Raw genomic sequence first — 16,411 nt, forward strand, 5'->3', positions numbered from 1 at the left:
CGCAGCCTGGAGGTCCTCCATGTCGATCGCCGCACTCAGAACGTCCGGCGGACGCGGTCCGTGCGCCCCCACGGCCGCGGACATGCGGCGCGTGATGGGGCAGTTCGCCACGGGCGTCACCATCGTCACCGGCCTGGACCGGGGCGAGCCCGTGGGCTTCGCGTGCCAGTCGTTCGCCTCGGTCTCCCTCGAACCCCCGCTCGTGCTCTTCTGCGCCGACCACCGCGGCCGGACCTGGCCGCGGATCCGGGAGAGCGGCCGCTTCACCGTCAACGTGCTGGCCGAGCGGCAGGGCGACCTCTGCGCCCGGTTCGGCAGCAGCCGCGGCGCCCGGTTCGAGGGGCTCGACTGGACGCCGTCCCGGTGGGACACCCCGTCGCTCCCCGGCGTCCTCGTCCGCGTGCACTGCGACGTCGAGACCGCCCACGTCGCCGGCGACCACGACATCGTCGTCGGCCGCGTGCTCGAACTCGAATGGGTCGGCGAGGAGGCGCCGCTCCTGTTCTTCCGCGGCCGGTTCGGCGTGGGGGACGCCGCGTCGGAGGCGGCGCTTCCGCCCGCGGAGTGGGGCTGGCGGGACCACTGGTGGTGAGAGACCGGCCCGCGGCCGCGCGCACCGGCCCGGGACGCGGGCGCACGCCGCGCTCGCAGGGCACTCCCGATGAGCGGGAGCGGCCCTTCGGGGATTTCCCGCCGCTTGCCTGAGGATGACCGCCCAAGCGGCGAGACGCCTGGAGCGAGGAGGCAAGCATGGGCGGCACTACGCCTGAGCAGGACGAGGTCCGAATGATCGAGACGGGGAGCAACCCCACCAGGTTCGCCCGCGGCTGGCACTGCCTCGGGCTCGCGGACACGTTCCGCGACGGCCGGCCGCACGAGGTCAAGGCGTTCGGCCAGACGGCCGTCGTCTTCGCCCGCCGGGACGGAACCATCCACATGATCGACGCCTTCTGCCGGCACATGGGCGGCAACCTCGCCAGGGGCGCCGTCAAGGGCGACGAGATCGCCTGCCCCTTCCACGACTGGCGCTGGAACGGCGAGGGCCGCTGCGTCGGCGTGCCGTACGCGCGGCGGGTGCCGCTGCGGGCCAGGACCACGGCGTGGATCACGATGGAGCGCAACGGGCTGCTCTTCGCCTGGAACGACCCGCAGGGCAACCCGCCCCCGCCCGACGTGACGATCCCCGAGATCGAGGGCTACGGCACCGACCGGTGGAGCGAGTGGTCGTGGAAGTCCTACCTGGTCGAGGGCGCGCACTGCCGCGAGATCGTCGACAACGTCGTGGACATGGCGCACTTCTTCTACGTCCACTACCAGATCCCGCGCTATTTCAAGAACGTCTTCGAGGGGCACGTCGCCTCGCAGTACATGCGCTCCACCGGCAGGGACGACATCAAGACGGGCGTGCAGATGGACCTGCCCGACGCCGTCACCCGCTCGGAGGCGAGCTACTACGGCCCCTCGTTCATGCTGGACACCATCTGGACCGAGTCGGACGGCGACGTCGTCGAGGCGAAGCTCGTCAACTGCCACTACCCGATCACGCCCGACTCCTTCCTGCTCCAGTACGGGATCGTCGTCGAGAAGAAGCCGGGCATGCCGGACGAGCAGGCCCAGGTGATGGCCCAGACGTTCATCGACGGCCTCGAAGTGCAGTTCCTGCAGGACGTCGAGATCTGGAAGCACAAGTCCCGGATCGACAACCCGCTCCTCACCGAGGAGGACGGGCCGGTCTACCAGCTCCGCCGCTGGTACCAGCAGTTCTACGTGGACGTCGAGGACGTCACCCCCGAGATGGTGCGGCGGTTCGAGTTCGAGGTCGACTGCGACCACGCCATCGCCACCTGGGAGGCCGAGTCCCGCGAGGCCGCCGCCCGCGCCGCGAACGCGCCGGCCTGACGCCACCTTTCCCTTTCACAGTGGAGGACCGATGAACACCGTTCGCGACCAGATCATCATCAACGCGGACAAGCTCCGGGCCCAGGCCGAGGAGGCCGAGGAACTCGGCCGGCTCACCGACGAGACCGCCGCCCTCATGCGGCAGGCGGGCTCGATCCGCATGCTCCAGCCCAAGGAGTACGGCGGGGCCGAGACCCACATCGTCGAGTTCGCCGAGACGGTGATGGAGACCGCCCGCATCTTCGGGTCGGCCGGTTGGGTCCACGGCATCGTCGGGGTCCACCCCTGGCAGCTCGCCTTCGCCGACCGCCGGGTGCAGGAGGAGGTCTGGGGCGAGGACCACGACACCTGGATGGCCTCGCCGTACATGCCGGCCGGCGTGCTGAAGCCGGTGGACGGCGGCTACCGCTTCTCGGGCCGCTGGCAGTTCTCCTCCGGGACCGACCACTGCCGGTGGATCTTCCTCGGCGGCCTGCTCGCGGACCGGGAGGGCGTGCCGGTCAGCCCGCCGCGGCAGGTCCACGTCATCCTGCCCCGGTCCGACTACGAGATCGTCGAGGACTCGTGGAACGTCGTGGGGCTGAAGGGCACCGGCAGCAAGGACATCGTCGTCCGCGACGCGTTCGTCCCCGAGTACCGCGTGATGGACGGCGACAAGGTCCTGGACGGCACGGCCGTCAAGGAGTTCGGCCGGGAGGAGACGCTGTACCGCATCCCGTGGTCGTGCGCGTTCCCCGCCGGCATCATCTCCGCGATCATCGGGATCGCCGAGGGCGCCCTGGAGACCGCGCTCGGCTACCAGCGCGACCGGATCAACGCCCAGGGCACCAGGGTCCGCGAGGATCCGTACACCCTGTCGGCGCTCGGCGAGGCCGCCGCCGACATCCAGGCCGCCCGCATGGAGGTCCTGGGCAACCTCAACCGGATCTGGGACATCGTCGACTCCGGCGCGGAGGTGCCGTTCGAGATCCGGGCGCTGGGACGGCTCACCCAGGTGCGCGCCGCGTGGCGCGCCGTACGCGCGGTGGACGAGGTGTTCGCCCGGTCGGGCGGGAACGCGCTGCGCATGGACAAGCCGCTGCAGCGCTTCTGGCGCGACGCGCACGCCGGGCTGAACCACGCGATCAACATCCCCGGCCCGACCTACCACGCGGCGGCCCTCACCAAGATGGGCGTCGACCCGCAGGGCCCGCTGCGCGCCCTGATCTGAGCACGAGACGACACGAGACCACACGAGACGAGAGGAGAGAACGATCGTGAAGGACATCCGTGCCCTCGGGTACGTGACCGTCCAGACGGCGGACATCGACCGCTGGCGGGAGTTCGCGTTCGACGTCCTGAGCTTCGCCGAGGGCAGCGGGCCGGACCCGGACGCGCTCTACCTGCGGATGGACGAGCGGGCGGCGCGCGTCATCGTCCGGCCGGGCGATGTGGACGCGGTCAGGACCGTGGGCTGGGAGGTGCGGGACGGCTTCGCGCTGGACCGTGTCGCGGATACCCTGGAGCGCGCGGGACACCCCGTCACGCGGCTCTCGGACGAGGAGGCGGACGAGCGCCGGGTCGAGGCGGCCATCGCGTTCGACGACCCCTCCGGGCTGCGGGTCGAGGTGTTCCACAGCGCGGTGCTCGACCACTCCCCGGTGGTCACCCGGCACGGCAACCGCTTCGTCACCGGCGCCCAGGGCCTCGGCCACGTGGTCCTGCCGACCGCCGACATGGCCGCGTCCGAGAAGCTCTACCTGGAGACCCTCGGCTTCCTGCCGCGCGGGGCCTTCCGCGTGACGCCTCCCGGCGTTCCGGCGCAGCGGGTGCGGTTCATCGGCGTGAACCGGCGGCACCACAGCCTGGCGCTGTGCCCGGCGGTGAAGGTCAACGACCCCGCCCTCGTGCACATCATGGTCGAGGTGGAGGCCCTCGACGACGTCGGCCGGGCGCTCGACCGGTGCGCCGCGCACGGCTTCTCGTTGTCGTCCACGCTGGGCCGGCACACCAACGACAAGATGGTGTCGTTCTACGTCCGCGCCCCCGGAGGCTGGGACGTCGAGTACGGCTGCGAGGGCATGCTCGTCGACGAGACGTACTACACGGCCGAGGAGATCACCGCGGACAGCTACTGGGGGCACGACTGGTCCGGCTCCGAGCCCCTCGCCACGTTCGGCTGAGGCGGGAGGCGGCGACGCGATGCGACCGTTGACGTGCCGGCGATGCGCCAACCGGGTGCTCGTCGAGAAGTACAGCCCGATCCACACGAGCGTGCAGTGGCTCGGAGACGCCCGGACCGACTGCGCCGAGTTCGCGGGGCTGGCGGAGGCGGGAGCCGACAGCGCGTTCGTGCCGACCTGCGGGGCGTTGCGCGCCTCGATCGACGAGGCGGTGCGCGCGGGCCTGGTCCCGGAGTCCCGCTTCGGCGAACCGGCTCCGTTGCCCCGCTGAGCGGCGAGCCGGTCGTGCCCGGGAGGTCCTCCCGCCCGTCGCGGGCGGGAGGACCTCCGCCACCGTGCGGCCTCCGGGGGAACCGCGGCCGCGCACATCGATGAGGTTGAAAGTGAACGACCTGGAAGCCCGTGTGCGACGGCTCGAAGCCGTCGAGGAGATCCGGCAGCTCGTCTCCCGGTACGCGCTGGCCCTCGACGGCAGGGACGTCACCGCGATGGCGGCGCTCTTCGTCGAGGACGTGCGAACTCACGGCGGCGGCGTGGGCCGCGAGGCGCTGGCGGAGTGGTTCGGCGAGATCCTGCGGCCCTTCACGACGACGTTCCACCTGGTGGGCAACCACGTGATCGACTTCGTGGACGAGGACCGCGCCACCGGCGTCGTCTACTGCCGTCCCGAGCACGAGGTCGGCGACCTGTGGGTGGTCATGCCCATGCAGTACTGGGACCGCTACGAGCGGCGGGACGGGCACTGGTACTTCGCCTCCCGCAGCACCCACGTGTTCTACGCCGCCGACGTCGGGGAGAACCCGCTGCGCGTGCCGGGGCGGTTCAACTTCCCGGGCAACCCCTTCATCCGCGAGGCCGACCTGCCGGAGCGGTGGGAGTCGTGGCGGCGGTTCTGGTCGACCGACCCCGCGGACGGCGCCCGGCCCTGACCTCGCCCCCAGAGCGTCCGCATGCGCCCGGCGGCCCGATCGGCCCGGGCCTCCGGGGAGAGCGGGGCCGCTTCGGGCGGCCCGTCGACGCGGGGCCATGGCCCGGTCAGCGGTTCCTGAGCAGGCGCAGGGCCTTCTCCTTCTCGAAGTCGAGCGCCCGGCGCGGGGCCTGGATGCGGCCGATCCGCACCCCCAGGTCCCGTACGGCCTGGGCCACCACGGGGTCGGTCAGGGTCCGCAGGGCGAAGGCCAGCTCGGCGGGGGAGACGTCGAACCGGCGCTCCAGCTCCAGGGCCTGGCCGACGGCCGCGAGCTCCTCGGGGCCGAACCTGCGGTGCGCGCCCCGGTCGCGGACGGGCGGCAGCAATCCCAGCGCCTCCCGGTACCGCAGCATGCGAGGCGACATGCCGAGCCGCCTGGCCGCCTCCGTGATCCGCATCGAGGTCTCTCCGCTCCGTCCCCGGTCCCCGGCCGTCCTCCTGGCCGTGTCCTCCCGGCGTCCTTCTGGCAACGGTAGACACCGCGACGCCCCTTTCGCACCTCTGAGCGGCGGAACCTTACATTCTTGTGTCAGGTTCGCGCGTCCTGGCGTGCGCCGCGCCGGACGGGACGCCTAAACTCGCAGGCGACCGATACCGGAGGGACACACGACATGGACTTCAAGGTCGCCGACCTTTCACTTGCGGAGTTCGGCCGCAAGGAGATCCGACTCGCCGAGCACGAGATGCCCGGGCTGATGGCGACCCGCAGGGAGTACGCCGCCGCGCAGCCGCTCAAGGGCGCGAAGATCATGGGCTCGCTGCACATGACGATCCAGACGGCCGTGCTCATCGAGACGCTGGTCGCGCTCGGCGCCGACGTGCGCTGGGTGAGCTGCAACATCTTCTCCACGCAGGACCACGCGGCCGCCGCCGTCGTCGTCGGCCCCGAGGGCACGGTCGACAACCCCTCCGGTGTGCCGGTCTTCGCCTGGAAGGGCGAGACCCTGGAGGAGTACTGGTGGTGCACGGAGCAGGCGCTCATGTGGCCCGACGGCTCCGGCCCGAACATGATCCTCGACGACGGCGGCGACGCCACGCTCCTGGTCCACAAGGGCGCCGAGTTCGAGCAGGCCGGCGCCGTCCCGGTCGCCGGTGAGGACGACCCCGAGGAGTGGGGCGTCATCCTGGAGACGCTGCGCCGTACGGTCTCCGACGACAAGCGGTGGACCCGGATCGCCGAGGAGATCAAGGGCGTCACCGAGGAGACCACCACCGGCGTGCACCGCCTGTACGAGATGCACAAGGCGGGCCGGCTGCTCTTCCCGGCGATCAACGTCAACGACTCGGTCACCAAGTCGAAGTTCGACAACAAGTACGGCTGCCGCCACTCCGTCATCGACGGCCTCAACCGCGCCACCGACGTGCTGATCGGCGGCAAGGTGGCCGTGGTCTGCGGCTACGGCGATGTGGGCAAGGGCTGCGCCGACGCGCTGCGCGGCCAGGGCGCCCGGGTGATCGTCACCGAGATCGACCCGATCTGCGCGCTGCAGGCGGCCATGGACGGCTTCCAGGTGACCACCCTGGAGGACGTCGTCGGCATCGCGGACATCTTCGTCACGACGACCGGCAACTTCGGCATCATCACCGCCGAGCACATGTCGCGGATGAAGCACCAGGCGATCGTGTCCAACATCGGCCACTTCGACAACGAGATCGACATGGCCGGGCTGGGCCGCATCCCCGGCATCGTGAAGAACAACATCAAGCCGCAGGTCGACGAGTGGATCTTCCCCGACGGCCACTCGATCATCGTGCTGGCCGAGGGCCGCCTGATGAACCTCGGCTGCGCGACGGGCCACCCGTCCTTCGTGATGTCGAACTCCTTCACCAACCAGGTGATCGCGCAGATCGAGCTGTTCACCAAGACCGAGCAGTACCCGGTCGGCGTGTACGTGCTGCCCAAGCACCTGGACGAGAAGGTCGCCCGGCTCCACCTCGACGCGCTCGGCGTCAAGCTGACCACGCTGACCAAGAAGCAGGCGGAGTACATCGGCGTCGACGTCGAGGGTCCGTACAAGCCGGACCACTACCGCTACTGATCGACGGCACCCCTGGCGCCACGGCCGGCGGGCGGGAACGACGATGACGGCGCACGAGCTGACCGACCTGGTCGAGGCGGGCGAGCGGCGGATCGGGTGGGCACGGCGGTCGATGCCGGTGCTCACCGCGATCGCCGCGCGCTTCGCGGAGGAACGGCCCCTGGACGGCCTGCGCGTCGCCGCGTGCCTGCACGTGACGGCGGAGACGGCCGTCCTGATGGGTGCGCTCAGGGCGGGCGGCGCGGAGATCGCGCTGGCCGCCTCCAACCCGCTGTCCACACAGGACGACGTGGCCGCCGCGCTCGGCGCGTACGGCATCGCCGTACGCGCCCGCGCCGGGGTGGACGTGGAGACGTACTACCGGCACATCCACGAGGCGCTGGACATCTCCCCGGACATCGTGCTCGACGACGGGGGCGACCTGGTCAACATCCTGCACACGGAGCGCACGGAGCTCGCCGTGCGGGGCGGCTGCGAGGCGACCACGACCGGGATCATCCGGCTGCGCCAGATGGCCGCGGAGGGGGCGCTGAAGTTCCCCGCGGTGGCGGTCAACGACACCCGCACCAAGCGCATGTTCGACAACCGGTACGGCACCGGGCAGTCCACGCTCGACGGGATCATGCGCGCCACCAACGCGCTGCTCGCGGGCCGCACCGTCGTCGTCGCCGGGTTCGGGTTCTGCGGACGCGGCGTGGCCGAACGGGCCAAGGGGCTCGGCGCGCGGGTGATCGTGACCGAGATCGACCCGGTGAAGGCCCTCGACGCCGCCCTCCAGGGCTACGAGATCCTGCCGATGGAGCGGGCGGCCCGGGTGGGCGACGTGTTCGTCACCGTCACCGGCAACCGCGACGTCATCCGGGGCGAGCATCTGTCGCGGATGAAGGACGGCGTCATCCTCGCCAACGCCGGACATTTCGACGTCGAGATCGACGTCCGCGCCCTTGAGGGGCTGGCCGAGTCGGTCAACTTCGGAGTCCGCCCCAACGTCGACGAGTACGTGCTGGCCGACGGCAGGCGGCTCCTCCTGATCGCCGAGGGCCGCCTCGTCAACCTGGCCGCCGCCGAGGGGCACCCGGCCGCCGTCATGGACATGTCGTTCTCCGCCCAGGCCCTCGCCGTCGGCTGGCTCGCCTCCGAGTCCGTACGGCTGGCGCCCGGCGTGTACGACGTGCCCGCCGACATCGACGCCGAGGTGGCCAGGCTCAAGCTCGCCGCGACCGGCATCACGATCGACGAGCTCACCGCGGAGCAGGAGGACTACCTCCACTCCTGGCGCGCCGGCTCCTGACACCGCCCACGAGCGGGCCGGACGCACGGAAACCCGACCGCCGGAGCTGGGGTCTCCCGCCATGCGGCCCGCTGAAGGTGGGTCCGGAGGGAGCCGACGGAGCGGCTGGAAGCCGGGCGCCGGGCCTGAGGGAATGCGCGGCCGGGGGAAACCGGCGAAGCGGACCGCCGGAGCTGGGTCTCCCGCCATGCGGCCCGCGGGTTCGGGGAAGTCCGGAGCCGCGGAATCGGGCGGGGTCGCCCCGCCGTGTGTCGGGTGGAGACGGCCGGCTGACTCTGTCCCTCTGCGGCCGGCCGTCTCCACCCTGCCCCCTTGCAGGCTGCCCCTAGCCTGCAGGTTGTCTCTTGTGCCCCGCTTTGCGGCTTATACACATTAATTTGGTGGCACGAAACCGCCCGGTGTGGGCCCGGCGGGATTCTCAGGAGGCGCGCCGGCGGGAGGCGGCGGGCTCACGTAAGGAGCCCCGGCGGAATACGGGGGCGCCGGTGGCTGGGGGCTCCCCTGAGGCCCGGCGGAATAGGGGTTCACGGGTGGCGGTGGGCTCGCGTACGGCGCGGCGGCGGAATACGGGGTCGCGGGTGGCGGCGGGTTGCCGGGAACCGGGGCCCCGCCGTACGGCGCGGAGGCCCTGGCCCGGGCGAGCCGCAGTTCCTCGCGGCGGCGGCGCTCCGCCAGGACGGCCGCGAGATAGACGTGCGGCGGCAGGCCGGGCGGCGGCGCGGGGGCGACCCGGGCGGCCACCTGGCCCGCGATCCGGACGCCCATCTGGTGCCGCGCGTCCGGGCCGAGCTGGTGCCACCGGCTCAGGTACTGCCGCGCGGTGTCGGCCAGATCGGCGGAGAGCTGCGACAACTCCAGGGAGGCGGCCCACGGCGCGAGCCCCGGCGGCATCTCGGGCGGCGGCTCCTGGCGCGGCCCGCGCTCGGCGATGACGATCGTGCCGGCGAAGACGTCCCCGAGCCGCTTGCCCCGCTGGTTGACCAGCGACGTGATGAGCGCGGGCGCGCCGAAGAACATCCAGAACTCCAGGAAGCCCGCGAGCCCCCGGAAAAGCGCCTGCCGGAACCGCTCGGGCCCGCCGTCGTCGCCCACCACACGGAGGCCCATCGCCAGCTTGCCGAGGCTGCGCCCCCTGCCGACCGTCTCGAAGACGACGGGGTAGCCCACGAGCACGAGCACCGTCAGCAGGATCATCAGGCCCGCCGCCAGCGCCGGGTCCGTGATCAGCGACGCGCTGCCGATCAGGATGTACATCACGATGAGGGCGGCCCACTGGACGACCCAGTCGATGAGAAGCGCGACGCCCCGGCTGGGGAGCTGCGCGATCCGCACCTCGACGACGACGGCCTCGCCGGTCACAACATCGGCCACATACCGCACCCTACTGGGGCATTACCGATCGATAGAGTTCCCCACGTGGACATCGATGCGTTCGTCGCGGCCCACCGGCCCGCATGGGACCGGCTGGAGGACCTGGTGCGGCGACGCCGCAGGCTCGCCGGGGCCGAGGTGGACGAGCTCGTCGACCTGTACCAGCGGACCGCCACCCACCTGTCCGCCGTCCGCTCGGCCTCGACCGACGCCGTCCTGGTCGGCCGCCTCTCCTCGCTGGTCGCGCGGGCCCGCTCCGCCGTCACGGGGGCGCACACGCCCGCCTGGCGGGAGGTCGCCCGCTTCTTCACCGTGTCGTTCCCCGTGGTCGCCTACCGCGCCCGCCGCTGGTGGCTCGGCGCCACCCTCGCCTCGCTCGCGATCGCGTACGTGGTGGGCGCCTGGGTGGCGGGCGACCCGGACGTGCGCGCGGCCATCGGCACCCCGGAGGAGATCAGGCAGATCGTCGAGCACGACTTCGCGGACTACTACTCCGCGAACCCGGCGGCCTCGTTCGCCGGGCAGGTGTGGGTCAACAACGCGTGGGTGTCGGCGCAGGTCATCATCTCGGCCGTCCTCCTCGGGCTGCCGATCCCCTACATCCTGCTGCAGAACGCGGCCAACGTCGGCCTCCTCGGCGGGCTGATGACGGCGTACGACAAGGCCGACGTCTTCTGGGGGCTGATCCTCCCGCACGGCATGCTCGAGCTGACCGCGGTGTTCCTCGCCGCCGGGGTGGGGCTGCGGCTCGGCTGGACGGTCATCGACCCGGGCCCGCGACGCCGCGGCGAGGCGCTCGCCGAGCAGGGGCGGGCGGTGATGAGCGTCGCACTCGGCCTCGTCGTCGTGCTGCTGGTCTCCGGCCTGATCGAGGCGGGCGTCACGCCGTCCGGCCTGCCGACGTGGGCACGCATCGGCATCGGGGCGCTGGCCGAGGTCCTCTTCCTGGTGTACGTGGTCGTGTTCGGCCGCCGGGCCGCCCGGGCGGGCGAGACCGGCGACATCGAACACGCCCCCGACCTCGCCCCCACGGCCTAAGGCGCCCCGAGCCCGCGCGAGCGAAGCGAGCGCAAATAAGCACAGCTATAGGCGGCCGGCGGCCTTCAGTGCCAGGTAGGCGTCAGCGAGCGCCGGGGCGAGCCCTTCCGGAGGCGCGTCGACCACCTCGACCCCCTGGCCGCGCAGCCGTGCCGTGATCCTGCGCCGCTCGCCGCGCAGCCGTTCGGCCGCGGCGGCGTCGTAGACCAGCTCCGCCGTACCCCGGCCGGAGGCCATGGCGGCCACCCGAGGGTCGGCGACCGCGGCGACCAGCACCGTGTGGCGGGACGACAACCGCGGCAGGACCGGCAGCAGGCCCTCCTCCATCGCGGCCGCGTTCAGGTCGGTCAGCAGCACCACCAGGCAGCGGCGCTTCGCCCGTGCCAGCACGGCGGCGACCATCCCCGGCCCGTCGGCCTCCACCAACTCCGCCTCGATCGGCGCCATCGCGTTGACCAGCGACGACAGCAGGTCGTTGCGGGACGCGCCGGACAGCCAGGCCCGCACCGTACGGTCGTGGGCGAGGAAGTCCACCCGGTCGCCCGCGCGGGACGCGAGCGCGGCGAGGAGCAGTGCGGCGTCCATCGACCAGTCGAGCCTGGGCCACCCGGACGGTTCCCCGGGGTGGGGCGCCACGCCGACCCGCCCGGCCGACGTACGGCCAGTGTCCAGGACGATCAGCACCCGCCGGTCGCGCTCGGGACGCCAGGTGCGCACCACGACGTCGCTGCGCCGGGCGCTGGCCCGCCAGTCGATGGACCGGACGTCGTCGCCGACCACGTACTCGCGGAGCGAGTCGAACTCTGTGCCCTGGCCCCGCACGAGCGCCGGGTGGCGGCCGTCCAGCTCGCGGAGCCGGGCCAGCTTGGCGGGCAGGTGCTTGCGGCTGAGAAACGGCGGCAGCACGCGCACCGACCACGGGACCAGGTGCGAACCCTGCCGGGCGGCCAGGCCCAGCGGGCCGAGCGACCGCACGGTGACCGAGACCGCCTCGCGGTCGCCCCTGCGCGTCGGCGTCAGCGTGGTGACCAGGCGGCGGCGCTGCCCCGCCGGGACGTCCAGCCGCAGGCGGCGCGGCGCGGCCCCCGCCGACGGAGGCCACGCGTCGCGCACCACGCCCCTGACCCGGCGGCGGCCCGGATTCTCCACGACCAGTCCCACGGTGACCGACTCGCCGAGCCGTACCAGCCGTTCGCCGTCGCGGTGGAGGCGCAGGTCGCGCACGCCCCCCGCGAACAGCAGGTCGAACAGGACGAGCGCGGCGAGCAGCAGCGCGACGCCCAGCACGGCCATGGCAGGGTCGGGCGCCACCAGCACCACGAGCGTGCCGAGGGCCGCGAGCAGACCCGCGCGTCCCGTCAGCGCCACCGCCCCGTCCCTCCAATCACGGTTCCGCGCGCCATCAGCGGGGAACGGGGACGCCGGCGAGGAGACCGTCCAGGACGCCGTCCGGGGTGGCGCCCTCCAGTTCGGCCTCGGGACGGAGCTGGACGCGATGCCGGAGCGCGGGCCGGGCGAGCGCCTTGACGTCGTCCGGAGTCACGTACGAGCGGCCGGACAGCCACGCCCACGCCCGTGCGGCGGCCAGCAGCGCCGTCGCCCCGCGCGGGGACACCCCGAGCTGCAGCGAGGGCGAGCTGCGGGTGGCGCGGGCCAGGTCGACGATGTAGCCGAGCACCTCCGGCCCCACGTGGACCTGCTTCACCGCCTCGCGTCCCGCCTCCAGGTCGGCGGCGGACGCGACCGAGGCGACAGAGGAGAGGTCGCGCGGGTCGAAACCGCGTGCGTGCCGCTCCAGCACCGCGATCTCCTGGTCGCGCGGCGGCAGCGGCACGGTCAGCTTGAGCAGGAACCGGTCGAGCTGGGCCTCGGGAAGCTGGTAGGTGCCCTCGTACTCGATCGGGTTCTGCGTCGCCACGACGATGAACGGGTCGGGCAGCTTGCGCGCCGCGCCGTCCACGCTGACCTGGCGCTCCTCCATCGCCTCGAGCAGAGCGGCCTGGGTCTTCGGCGGGGTGCGGTTCACCTCGTCGGCGAGCAGCAGGTTGGTGAAGACCGGCCCCTCGCGGAACTCGAACTCCGCCGTCCTGGCGTCGTACACGAGCGAGCCGGTCACGTCGCCGGGCATCAGGTCGGGCGTGAACTGCACCCGCTTGAAGTCGAGCGACAACGTCGCGGCGAGCGAGCGGACCAGCAGCGTCTTGGCCACGCCGGGGACGCCCTCGAGCAGCACGTGCCCCCGGCACAGCAGCGCGATCACCAGCCCGGTGACGACCGAGTCCTGCCCCACCACCGCCTTGGCGACCTCGGCGCGCAACGTGGCGAGCGCCTCGCGGGCCGCGTCCGCCCCCGGGGACCCGGGTGAAGATGTGGTCAAGAGTCTCGTACCTGCCTTTCGAGTGTGTCGAGCTGTGCGGCCAGGGCCACCAGGGCGGCGTCGTCCGCGGGCACGGGCCCGTACAGCGCGGACCGCACCTCGGCCGCCTCCCGCCCGGTCCGTACGGCGGCCGCGGCGACGACCTCCTCCGCCGCGGCGGTGGGCGGCAGCCCCAGCCGCGGGGCCAGCCGGTCGATCGCGGCGGCGCGCAGCGCCTGCGCGGCGCGGTCCCTGGCCCGCCGCGCCCGATAGAGGCGGCCCCGCCCCTCCACGGTCTCGGACGCCCGGACGACCACCGGCAGCCGCTCGGCGACGACCGGGCCGAGGCGGCGCCCCCGCCACAGCGCCACCACGACCACCGCGACGGCCAGTTGCAGGATCGCCCAGGGGACGGCGTCCGGGATGAGGTCGCCCAGGGACGTGCCCGAGGGGCCGGCCGCGCCGGGGCCCGGCTTCTCGGGGGCGGCCAGCCAGATCAGCCGGGGCCTGGCCCCGGCCAGGTTCAGCGCGAGCGCGGCGTTGCCGTCCTCGGCGAGGCGCAGGTTCGTCATGAACGCGCCGCCGCCGGTCACGGTGACCGTCGCCCCGTCCGGGGAGTACCGCACCAGCGTGGGCCGCCCGTCCGCCGGATAGCAGCCGGTGGCGCCGGCGGGGGCGGTGAACGACAGACCGCCGATGAAGGCGCTGCCCGCGCCCGCCGCCTCGCGCAGGGAGCAGCGCGGCTCGCGGGACCTGGAGCGCGCGTCGTCGTCGGCCAGCACGCCGGGGGCCAGGACGCCGAGGTGGGCCGCGTTGCCGACGATCAGCCGGTCCCGGCCCGAAGCGGCGATCTCACGTGCCTCGTCCTCGGTCATGGCGACCGTGTCGCCGATGAGGAGCTGGCTGTCGGGGCGCGCGGCGGCGAGCATCGCGGCGACGCTCTCGACCCGCTCGACGGACACGCCGCGGCGCGTGAGCAGCTCCGCGAGGGCCTTGCCGCCCGAGAGGGAGGGGTCGGCCGGGTCGAGCGGGCGGCCCGCCGTCCCCGGCGACGACAGCAGCACGGGGGCCAGCGCGGTCACCAGCACCAGCAGGGCCACCACGAGGACGCCGCGCCCGCTCCGCCACACGCCCCTGGCCGTCGGCGCGGTGGAGACCGACGACGGCGCGGCCACGGCGCTCACGCGCCCGCTCCCAGCCGCGTCCGGGCCGCCGCAAGGCGCTTGTCCAGCCCGGCCACGCTCACGTAGCCCGCCGGCGTGCCCCGCGCCTCGCCGTACGTGACGTCGTCGAAGAGCCGTGCCGCGGCGGCCAGCCCGGAGGCGTGCTCGGGCAGCGCCCGCCCCGCGTCGGCGGCCAGCTCGGCGGCGGTACGGCCCGGCACGGGGCTGAGGATCGCCCGCTCCTCCAGGTCGCGGGCGATCGCCCGGAGCCGCTCCCGGATCGCCTCGGCCCAGTTTCCGGCGGCGGCCAGCCGTTCGGCCTCGGCGCGGTGCTCGGCGGCCGTGCGTACGCCGCCGCCGAGGACACCCTCCTCCACGACCCGGCGGGAGCGGGACATGCGGCGCAGCGACCAGAGCAGCAGCAGCGCCAGCAGCACGAGCACCGTCACGATGACGACCAGCGCGAGCCCGCCGCCCGGCCCTCCGGACGCGCCGTCGAGCAGGTCGCCGATGAACTGCGAGATGTGGCGCCACACCCGGTCGGCCAGCGGCTCCTGCTGGTATCCCGAGCGCAGCAGCTCCCGCGCGGCCTCGTCCCGGGCCTCGTCGCGGCCGAGGTCCAGGGGCGGGCCGAGCGCCGCCAGGGCGGTCGCGGGCGCGTACACGGGCAGCCTCGCGGCCCACGCCGGGGCGGAGGCGGGCAGGGTCACGACCGCGGACCGTACGGCGGCGCGCCGAACCCGTCCCGCTCGCCCTGGCCGTACGCGGAGGCGCCGGCGCCGGCCGCCGCGGCGTTGGACGGGTCCCACAGGTCGTCCACCGAGGCGTGCACCCAGCCCTGTGTCTGGTTCTGCGCCGCCGCCGACCGCAGCACGAGGTCGAACGCCTCCGCCCGCATCCGCCGGTCGGCATACAGCAGGCCGTTCACCCCGGCCTGGAAGGGATAGGTGATCATCGCGCTCACCGTGCCGCCGAGGGCCGTGAGGAGGGTCACGATCACGGCGACCCCCGCCGACGAGCCGCCGAGCGCGCCCACGAGCGCGCCGGCGAGCGAGAACGGGAAGGACAGGACGGAGCCGATGAGCCCGGCGAGCAGGCCGGTCAGCAGCAGGATGCCGAAGACGCGCCACGAGTCGCCCTTGACCAGCCGCCACGAGCGGGACATCGCCTCCGTCGGGCTGCGCCCCTCCAGCACCACCGCCGGCGCCGAAAGCGCGAGCTTGGTGGTGAAGAACAGCGTGTACACGATGTAGGCGACGACGCACAGCAGGAGCAGGGCGATCGAGCCGAACACGCCCGAGGAGTCCGTCCCGGGGTCGAAGGCTCCCGACGCGATCAGCCCGATGGCCAGGCCGAAGAGGAGCAGCCCGGGCAGGACCAGGATCAGCCCTTCGAGCAGCACGAGGCCGAACAGCGCGGGCAGCCGCTTCCTGGTCAACCGCCAGGCCTCGCCGACCGTGATCCGCCCGCCGAACACGGCGCGGCCGAGTACCCGGGTCATGATGCCGGTCAGGATCGTGGTCGCCACGAACGTCAGCGCCATCGAGATCAGCGCGCCGACGGCCTGCGCAGCCAGCCCGCCCAGCAGGGTGGCCGTGTCGGCCAGCTCGGCGTCGGCGAACTCGACGGAGGAACGCAGATAGAGCGCCTGCCCCGCCGACAGGGGGAGCGTCGTGATCGCCGCGACGATCGCCGACAGGCCGAGGGTGGCCTTCGGGTGCGTCCGCACCATCTTGATCGTGCCGTCGAGGATGTCGCCGAGGCCCAGCGGCCGCAGCGCGATGATCCCCGGCCGCGGAGCCTGCGGCGGCGGCCTGAACCCCTGCGGCCCCGGCCCGTACGGCCCATACCCGGGCCCCGGCCCATACCCGGGCCCCGGCCCGTACCCGGGCGGCGGCGCGTACGACCCGTACCCGGGCTGGGGGCCGCCCGCCTGCCCGTACGGGGGCTGCCCGTGCGGCGGCGGGGGAGGAGGAGGGGGAGGCGGTGTGTCGCCGGACCCGCCCGGGGCGGCCCAGGAACCCGGTGATCCGCTGTACGCCGGGGGCTGCTCGGACGCCCAACCGGGCGGCACGTCGGGGGCGGGGCCGTCGTGGTCAGGGCCGTCTGTCATGTCCCAATC

The 16,411-nt window shown here is 73.3% G+C and carries 16 protein-coding genes; 9 read left to right on the forward strand and 7 right to left on the reverse strand.

Annotation, left to right across the window (positions count from 1 at the left end):
- Positions 1 to 19 precede the first annotated feature (19 nt).
- The 6 genes from AWQ70_RS08855 (at position 20) to AWQ70_RS08880 (ending at position 4,990) form a co-directional block, all read left to right on the forward strand.
- Complete coding sequence (locus tag AWQ70_RS08855) at positions 20 to 592, forward strand: flavin reductase family protein (protein WP_067172595.1); 573 nt, start codon at positions 20 to 22, stop codon at positions 590 to 592.
- 158 nt (positions 593 to 750) lie between these two features.
- The gene (locus tag AWQ70_RS08860; RefSeq protein ID WP_067172598.1) at positions 751 to 1,899 is read left to right on the forward strand and encodes a 3-ketosteroid-9-alpha-monooxygenase, oxygenase component; all 1,149 of its coding nucleotides are present in this window, start codon (positions 751 to 753) and stop codon (positions 1,897 to 1,899) included.
- 31 nt (positions 1,900 to 1,930) lie between these two features.
- A complete protein-coding gene (locus AWQ70_RS08865) occupies positions 1,931 to 3,109 on the forward strand; it encodes an acyl-CoA dehydrogenase family protein (RefSeq protein ID WP_067172601.1) in 1,179 nt (392 codons plus the stop codon).
- Between the two features lie 46 nt (positions 3,110 to 3,155).
- The gene (locus AWQ70_RS08870) at positions 3,156 to 4,061 is read left to right on the forward strand and encodes a VOC family protein (protein WP_067172604.1); all 906 of its coding nucleotides are present in this window, start codon (positions 3,156 to 3,158) and stop codon (positions 4,059 to 4,061) included.
- 19 nt (positions 4,062 to 4,080) lie between these two features.
- Positions 4,081 to 4,332, forward strand: coding sequence for a hypothetical protein (locus AWQ70_RS08875; RefSeq protein WP_067172608.1), 252 nt, complete (start codon positions 4,081 to 4,083; stop codon positions 4,330 to 4,332).
- Between the two features lie 112 nt (positions 4,333 to 4,444).
- Complete coding sequence (locus AWQ70_RS08880) at positions 4,445 to 4,990, forward strand: nuclear transport factor 2 family protein (protein WP_169808637.1); 546 nt, start codon at positions 4,445 to 4,447, stop codon at positions 4,988 to 4,990.
- A 106-nt stretch (positions 4,991 to 5,096) separates the two neighbouring features.
- Here AWQ70_RS08880 and AWQ70_RS08885 read toward each other — a convergent pair whose 3' ends face one another.
- Positions 5,097 to 5,429: a MerR family transcriptional regulator gene (locus tag AWQ70_RS08885; RefSeq protein WP_067172611.1), complete on the reverse strand. Its 333-nt coding sequence runs from the start codon at positions 5,427 to 5,429 to the stop codon at positions 5,097 to 5,099.
- 213 nt (positions 5,430 to 5,642) lie between these two features.
- Between AWQ70_RS08885 and ahcY the strand changes: the two genes are divergently transcribed.
- Both ahcY and AWQ70_RS08895 read left to right on the forward strand, forming a co-directional pair.
- Positions 5,643 to 7,070 (forward strand): adenosylhomocysteinase, encoded by a 1,428-nt coding sequence (gene ahcY, locus AWQ70_RS08890; protein ID WP_067172614.1) that lies wholly within the window; start codon positions 5,643 to 5,645, stop codon positions 7,068 to 7,070.
- Positions 7,071 to 7,113: 43 nt separating this feature from the next.
- On the forward strand, positions 7,114 to 8,361 hold the full coding sequence (locus AWQ70_RS08895) for an adenosylhomocysteinase (RefSeq protein ID WP_067172617.1): 1,248 nt from the start codon (positions 7,114 to 7,116) through the stop codon (positions 8,359 to 8,361).
- 372 nt (positions 8,362 to 8,733) lie between these two features.
- Here AWQ70_RS08895 and AWQ70_RS08900 read toward each other — a convergent pair whose 3' ends face one another.
- On the reverse strand, positions 8,734 to 9,732 hold the full coding sequence (locus AWQ70_RS08900; RefSeq protein ID WP_067172801.1) for an RDD family protein: 999 nt from the start codon (positions 9,730 to 9,732) through the stop codon (positions 8,734 to 8,736).
- A 45-nt stretch (positions 9,733 to 9,777) separates the two neighbouring features.
- Between AWQ70_RS08900 and AWQ70_RS08905 the strand changes: the two genes are divergently transcribed.
- Positions 9,778 to 10,770: a stage II sporulation protein M gene (locus AWQ70_RS08905; protein ID WP_067172621.1), complete on the forward strand. Its 993-nt coding sequence runs from the start codon at positions 9,778 to 9,780 to the stop codon at positions 10,768 to 10,770.
- Positions 10,771 to 10,815: 45 nt separating this feature from the next.
- Here the strand turns inward: AWQ70_RS08905 and AWQ70_RS08910 are convergent, their stop codons facing one another.
- Genes AWQ70_RS08910 through AWQ70_RS08930 form a run of 5 tightly spaced genes read right to left on the reverse strand, consistent with a single transcriptional unit; the run spans position 10,816 to position 16,402 of the window.
- Complete coding sequence (locus AWQ70_RS08910) at positions 10,816 to 12,138, reverse strand: DUF58 domain-containing protein (protein ID WP_067172624.1); 1,323 nt, start codon at positions 12,136 to 12,138, stop codon at positions 10,816 to 10,818.
- A gap of 34 nt (positions 12,139 to 12,172) precedes the next feature.
- On the reverse strand, positions 12,173 to 13,147 hold the full coding sequence (locus AWQ70_RS08915) for an AAA family ATPase (protein WP_067172627.1): 975 nt from the start codon (positions 13,145 to 13,147) through the stop codon (positions 12,173 to 12,175).
- Positions 13,144 to 14,310: a DUF4350 domain-containing protein gene (locus AWQ70_RS08920; protein WP_157529959.1), complete on the reverse strand. Its 1,167-nt coding sequence runs from the start codon at positions 14,308 to 14,310 to the stop codon at positions 13,144 to 13,146. The genes AWQ70_RS08915 and AWQ70_RS08920 overlap by 4 nt, the downstream gene beginning before the upstream one ends.
- A complete protein-coding gene (locus AWQ70_RS08925) occupies positions 14,307 to 14,999 on the reverse strand; it encodes a DUF4129 domain-containing protein (RefSeq protein WP_245646852.1) in 693 nt (230 codons plus the stop codon). The genes AWQ70_RS08920 and AWQ70_RS08925 overlap by 4 nt, the downstream gene beginning before the upstream one ends.
- Positions 14,996 to 16,402 carry a DUF7847 domain-containing protein gene (locus tag AWQ70_RS08930; protein WP_084516676.1) on the reverse strand — a complete coding sequence of 469 codons (1,407 nt, stop codon included), beginning with the start codon at positions 16,400 to 16,402 and terminating at the stop codon, positions 14,996 to 14,998. The genes AWQ70_RS08925 and AWQ70_RS08930 overlap by 4 nt, the downstream gene beginning before the upstream one ends.
- Positions 16,403 to 16,411: the final 9 nt, after the last annotated feature.

Source organism: Microtetraspora niveoalba, assembly GCF_001570405.1.
GTDB lineage: Bacteria > Actinomycetota > Actinomycetes > Streptosporangiales > Streptosporangiaceae > Microtetraspora > Microtetraspora niveoalba.

What these genes read in the sequence shown, in the direction of transcription:
- AWQ70_RS08860 (WP_067172598.1), top strand. Translation starts at nt 751, where the DNA reads ATGGGCGGCACTACGCCTGAGCAGGACGAGGTCCGAATGATCGAGACG.
- AWQ70_RS08865 (WP_067172601.1), top strand. Translation starts at nt 1,931, where the DNA reads ATGAACACCGTTCGCGACCAGATCATCATCAACGCGGACAAGCTCCGG.
- ahcY (WP_067172614.1), top strand. Translation starts at nt 5,643, where the DNA reads ATGGACTTCAAGGTCGCCGACCTTTCACTTGCGGAGTTCGGCCGCAAG.
- AWQ70_RS08930 (WP_084516676.1), bottom strand. Translation starts at nt 16,402, where the DNA reads ATGACAGACGGCCCTGACCACGACGGCCCCGCCCCCGACGTGCCGCCC.
- AWQ70_RS08875 (WP_067172608.1), top strand. Translation starts at nt 4,081, where the DNA reads ATGCGACCGTTGACGTGCCGGCGATGCGCCAACCGGGTGCTCGTCGAG.
- AWQ70_RS08895 (WP_067172617.1), top strand. Translation starts at nt 7,114, where the DNA reads ATGACGGCGCACGAGCTGACCGACCTGGTCGAGGCGGGCGAGCGGCGG.
- AWQ70_RS08885 (WP_067172611.1), bottom strand. Translation starts at nt 5,429, where the DNA reads ATGCGGATCACGGAGGCGGCCAGGCGGCTCGGCATGTCGCCTCGCATG.
- AWQ70_RS08855 (WP_067172595.1), top strand. Translation starts at nt 20, where the DNA reads ATGTCGATCGCCGCACTCAGAACGTCCGGCGGACGCGGTCCGTGCGCC.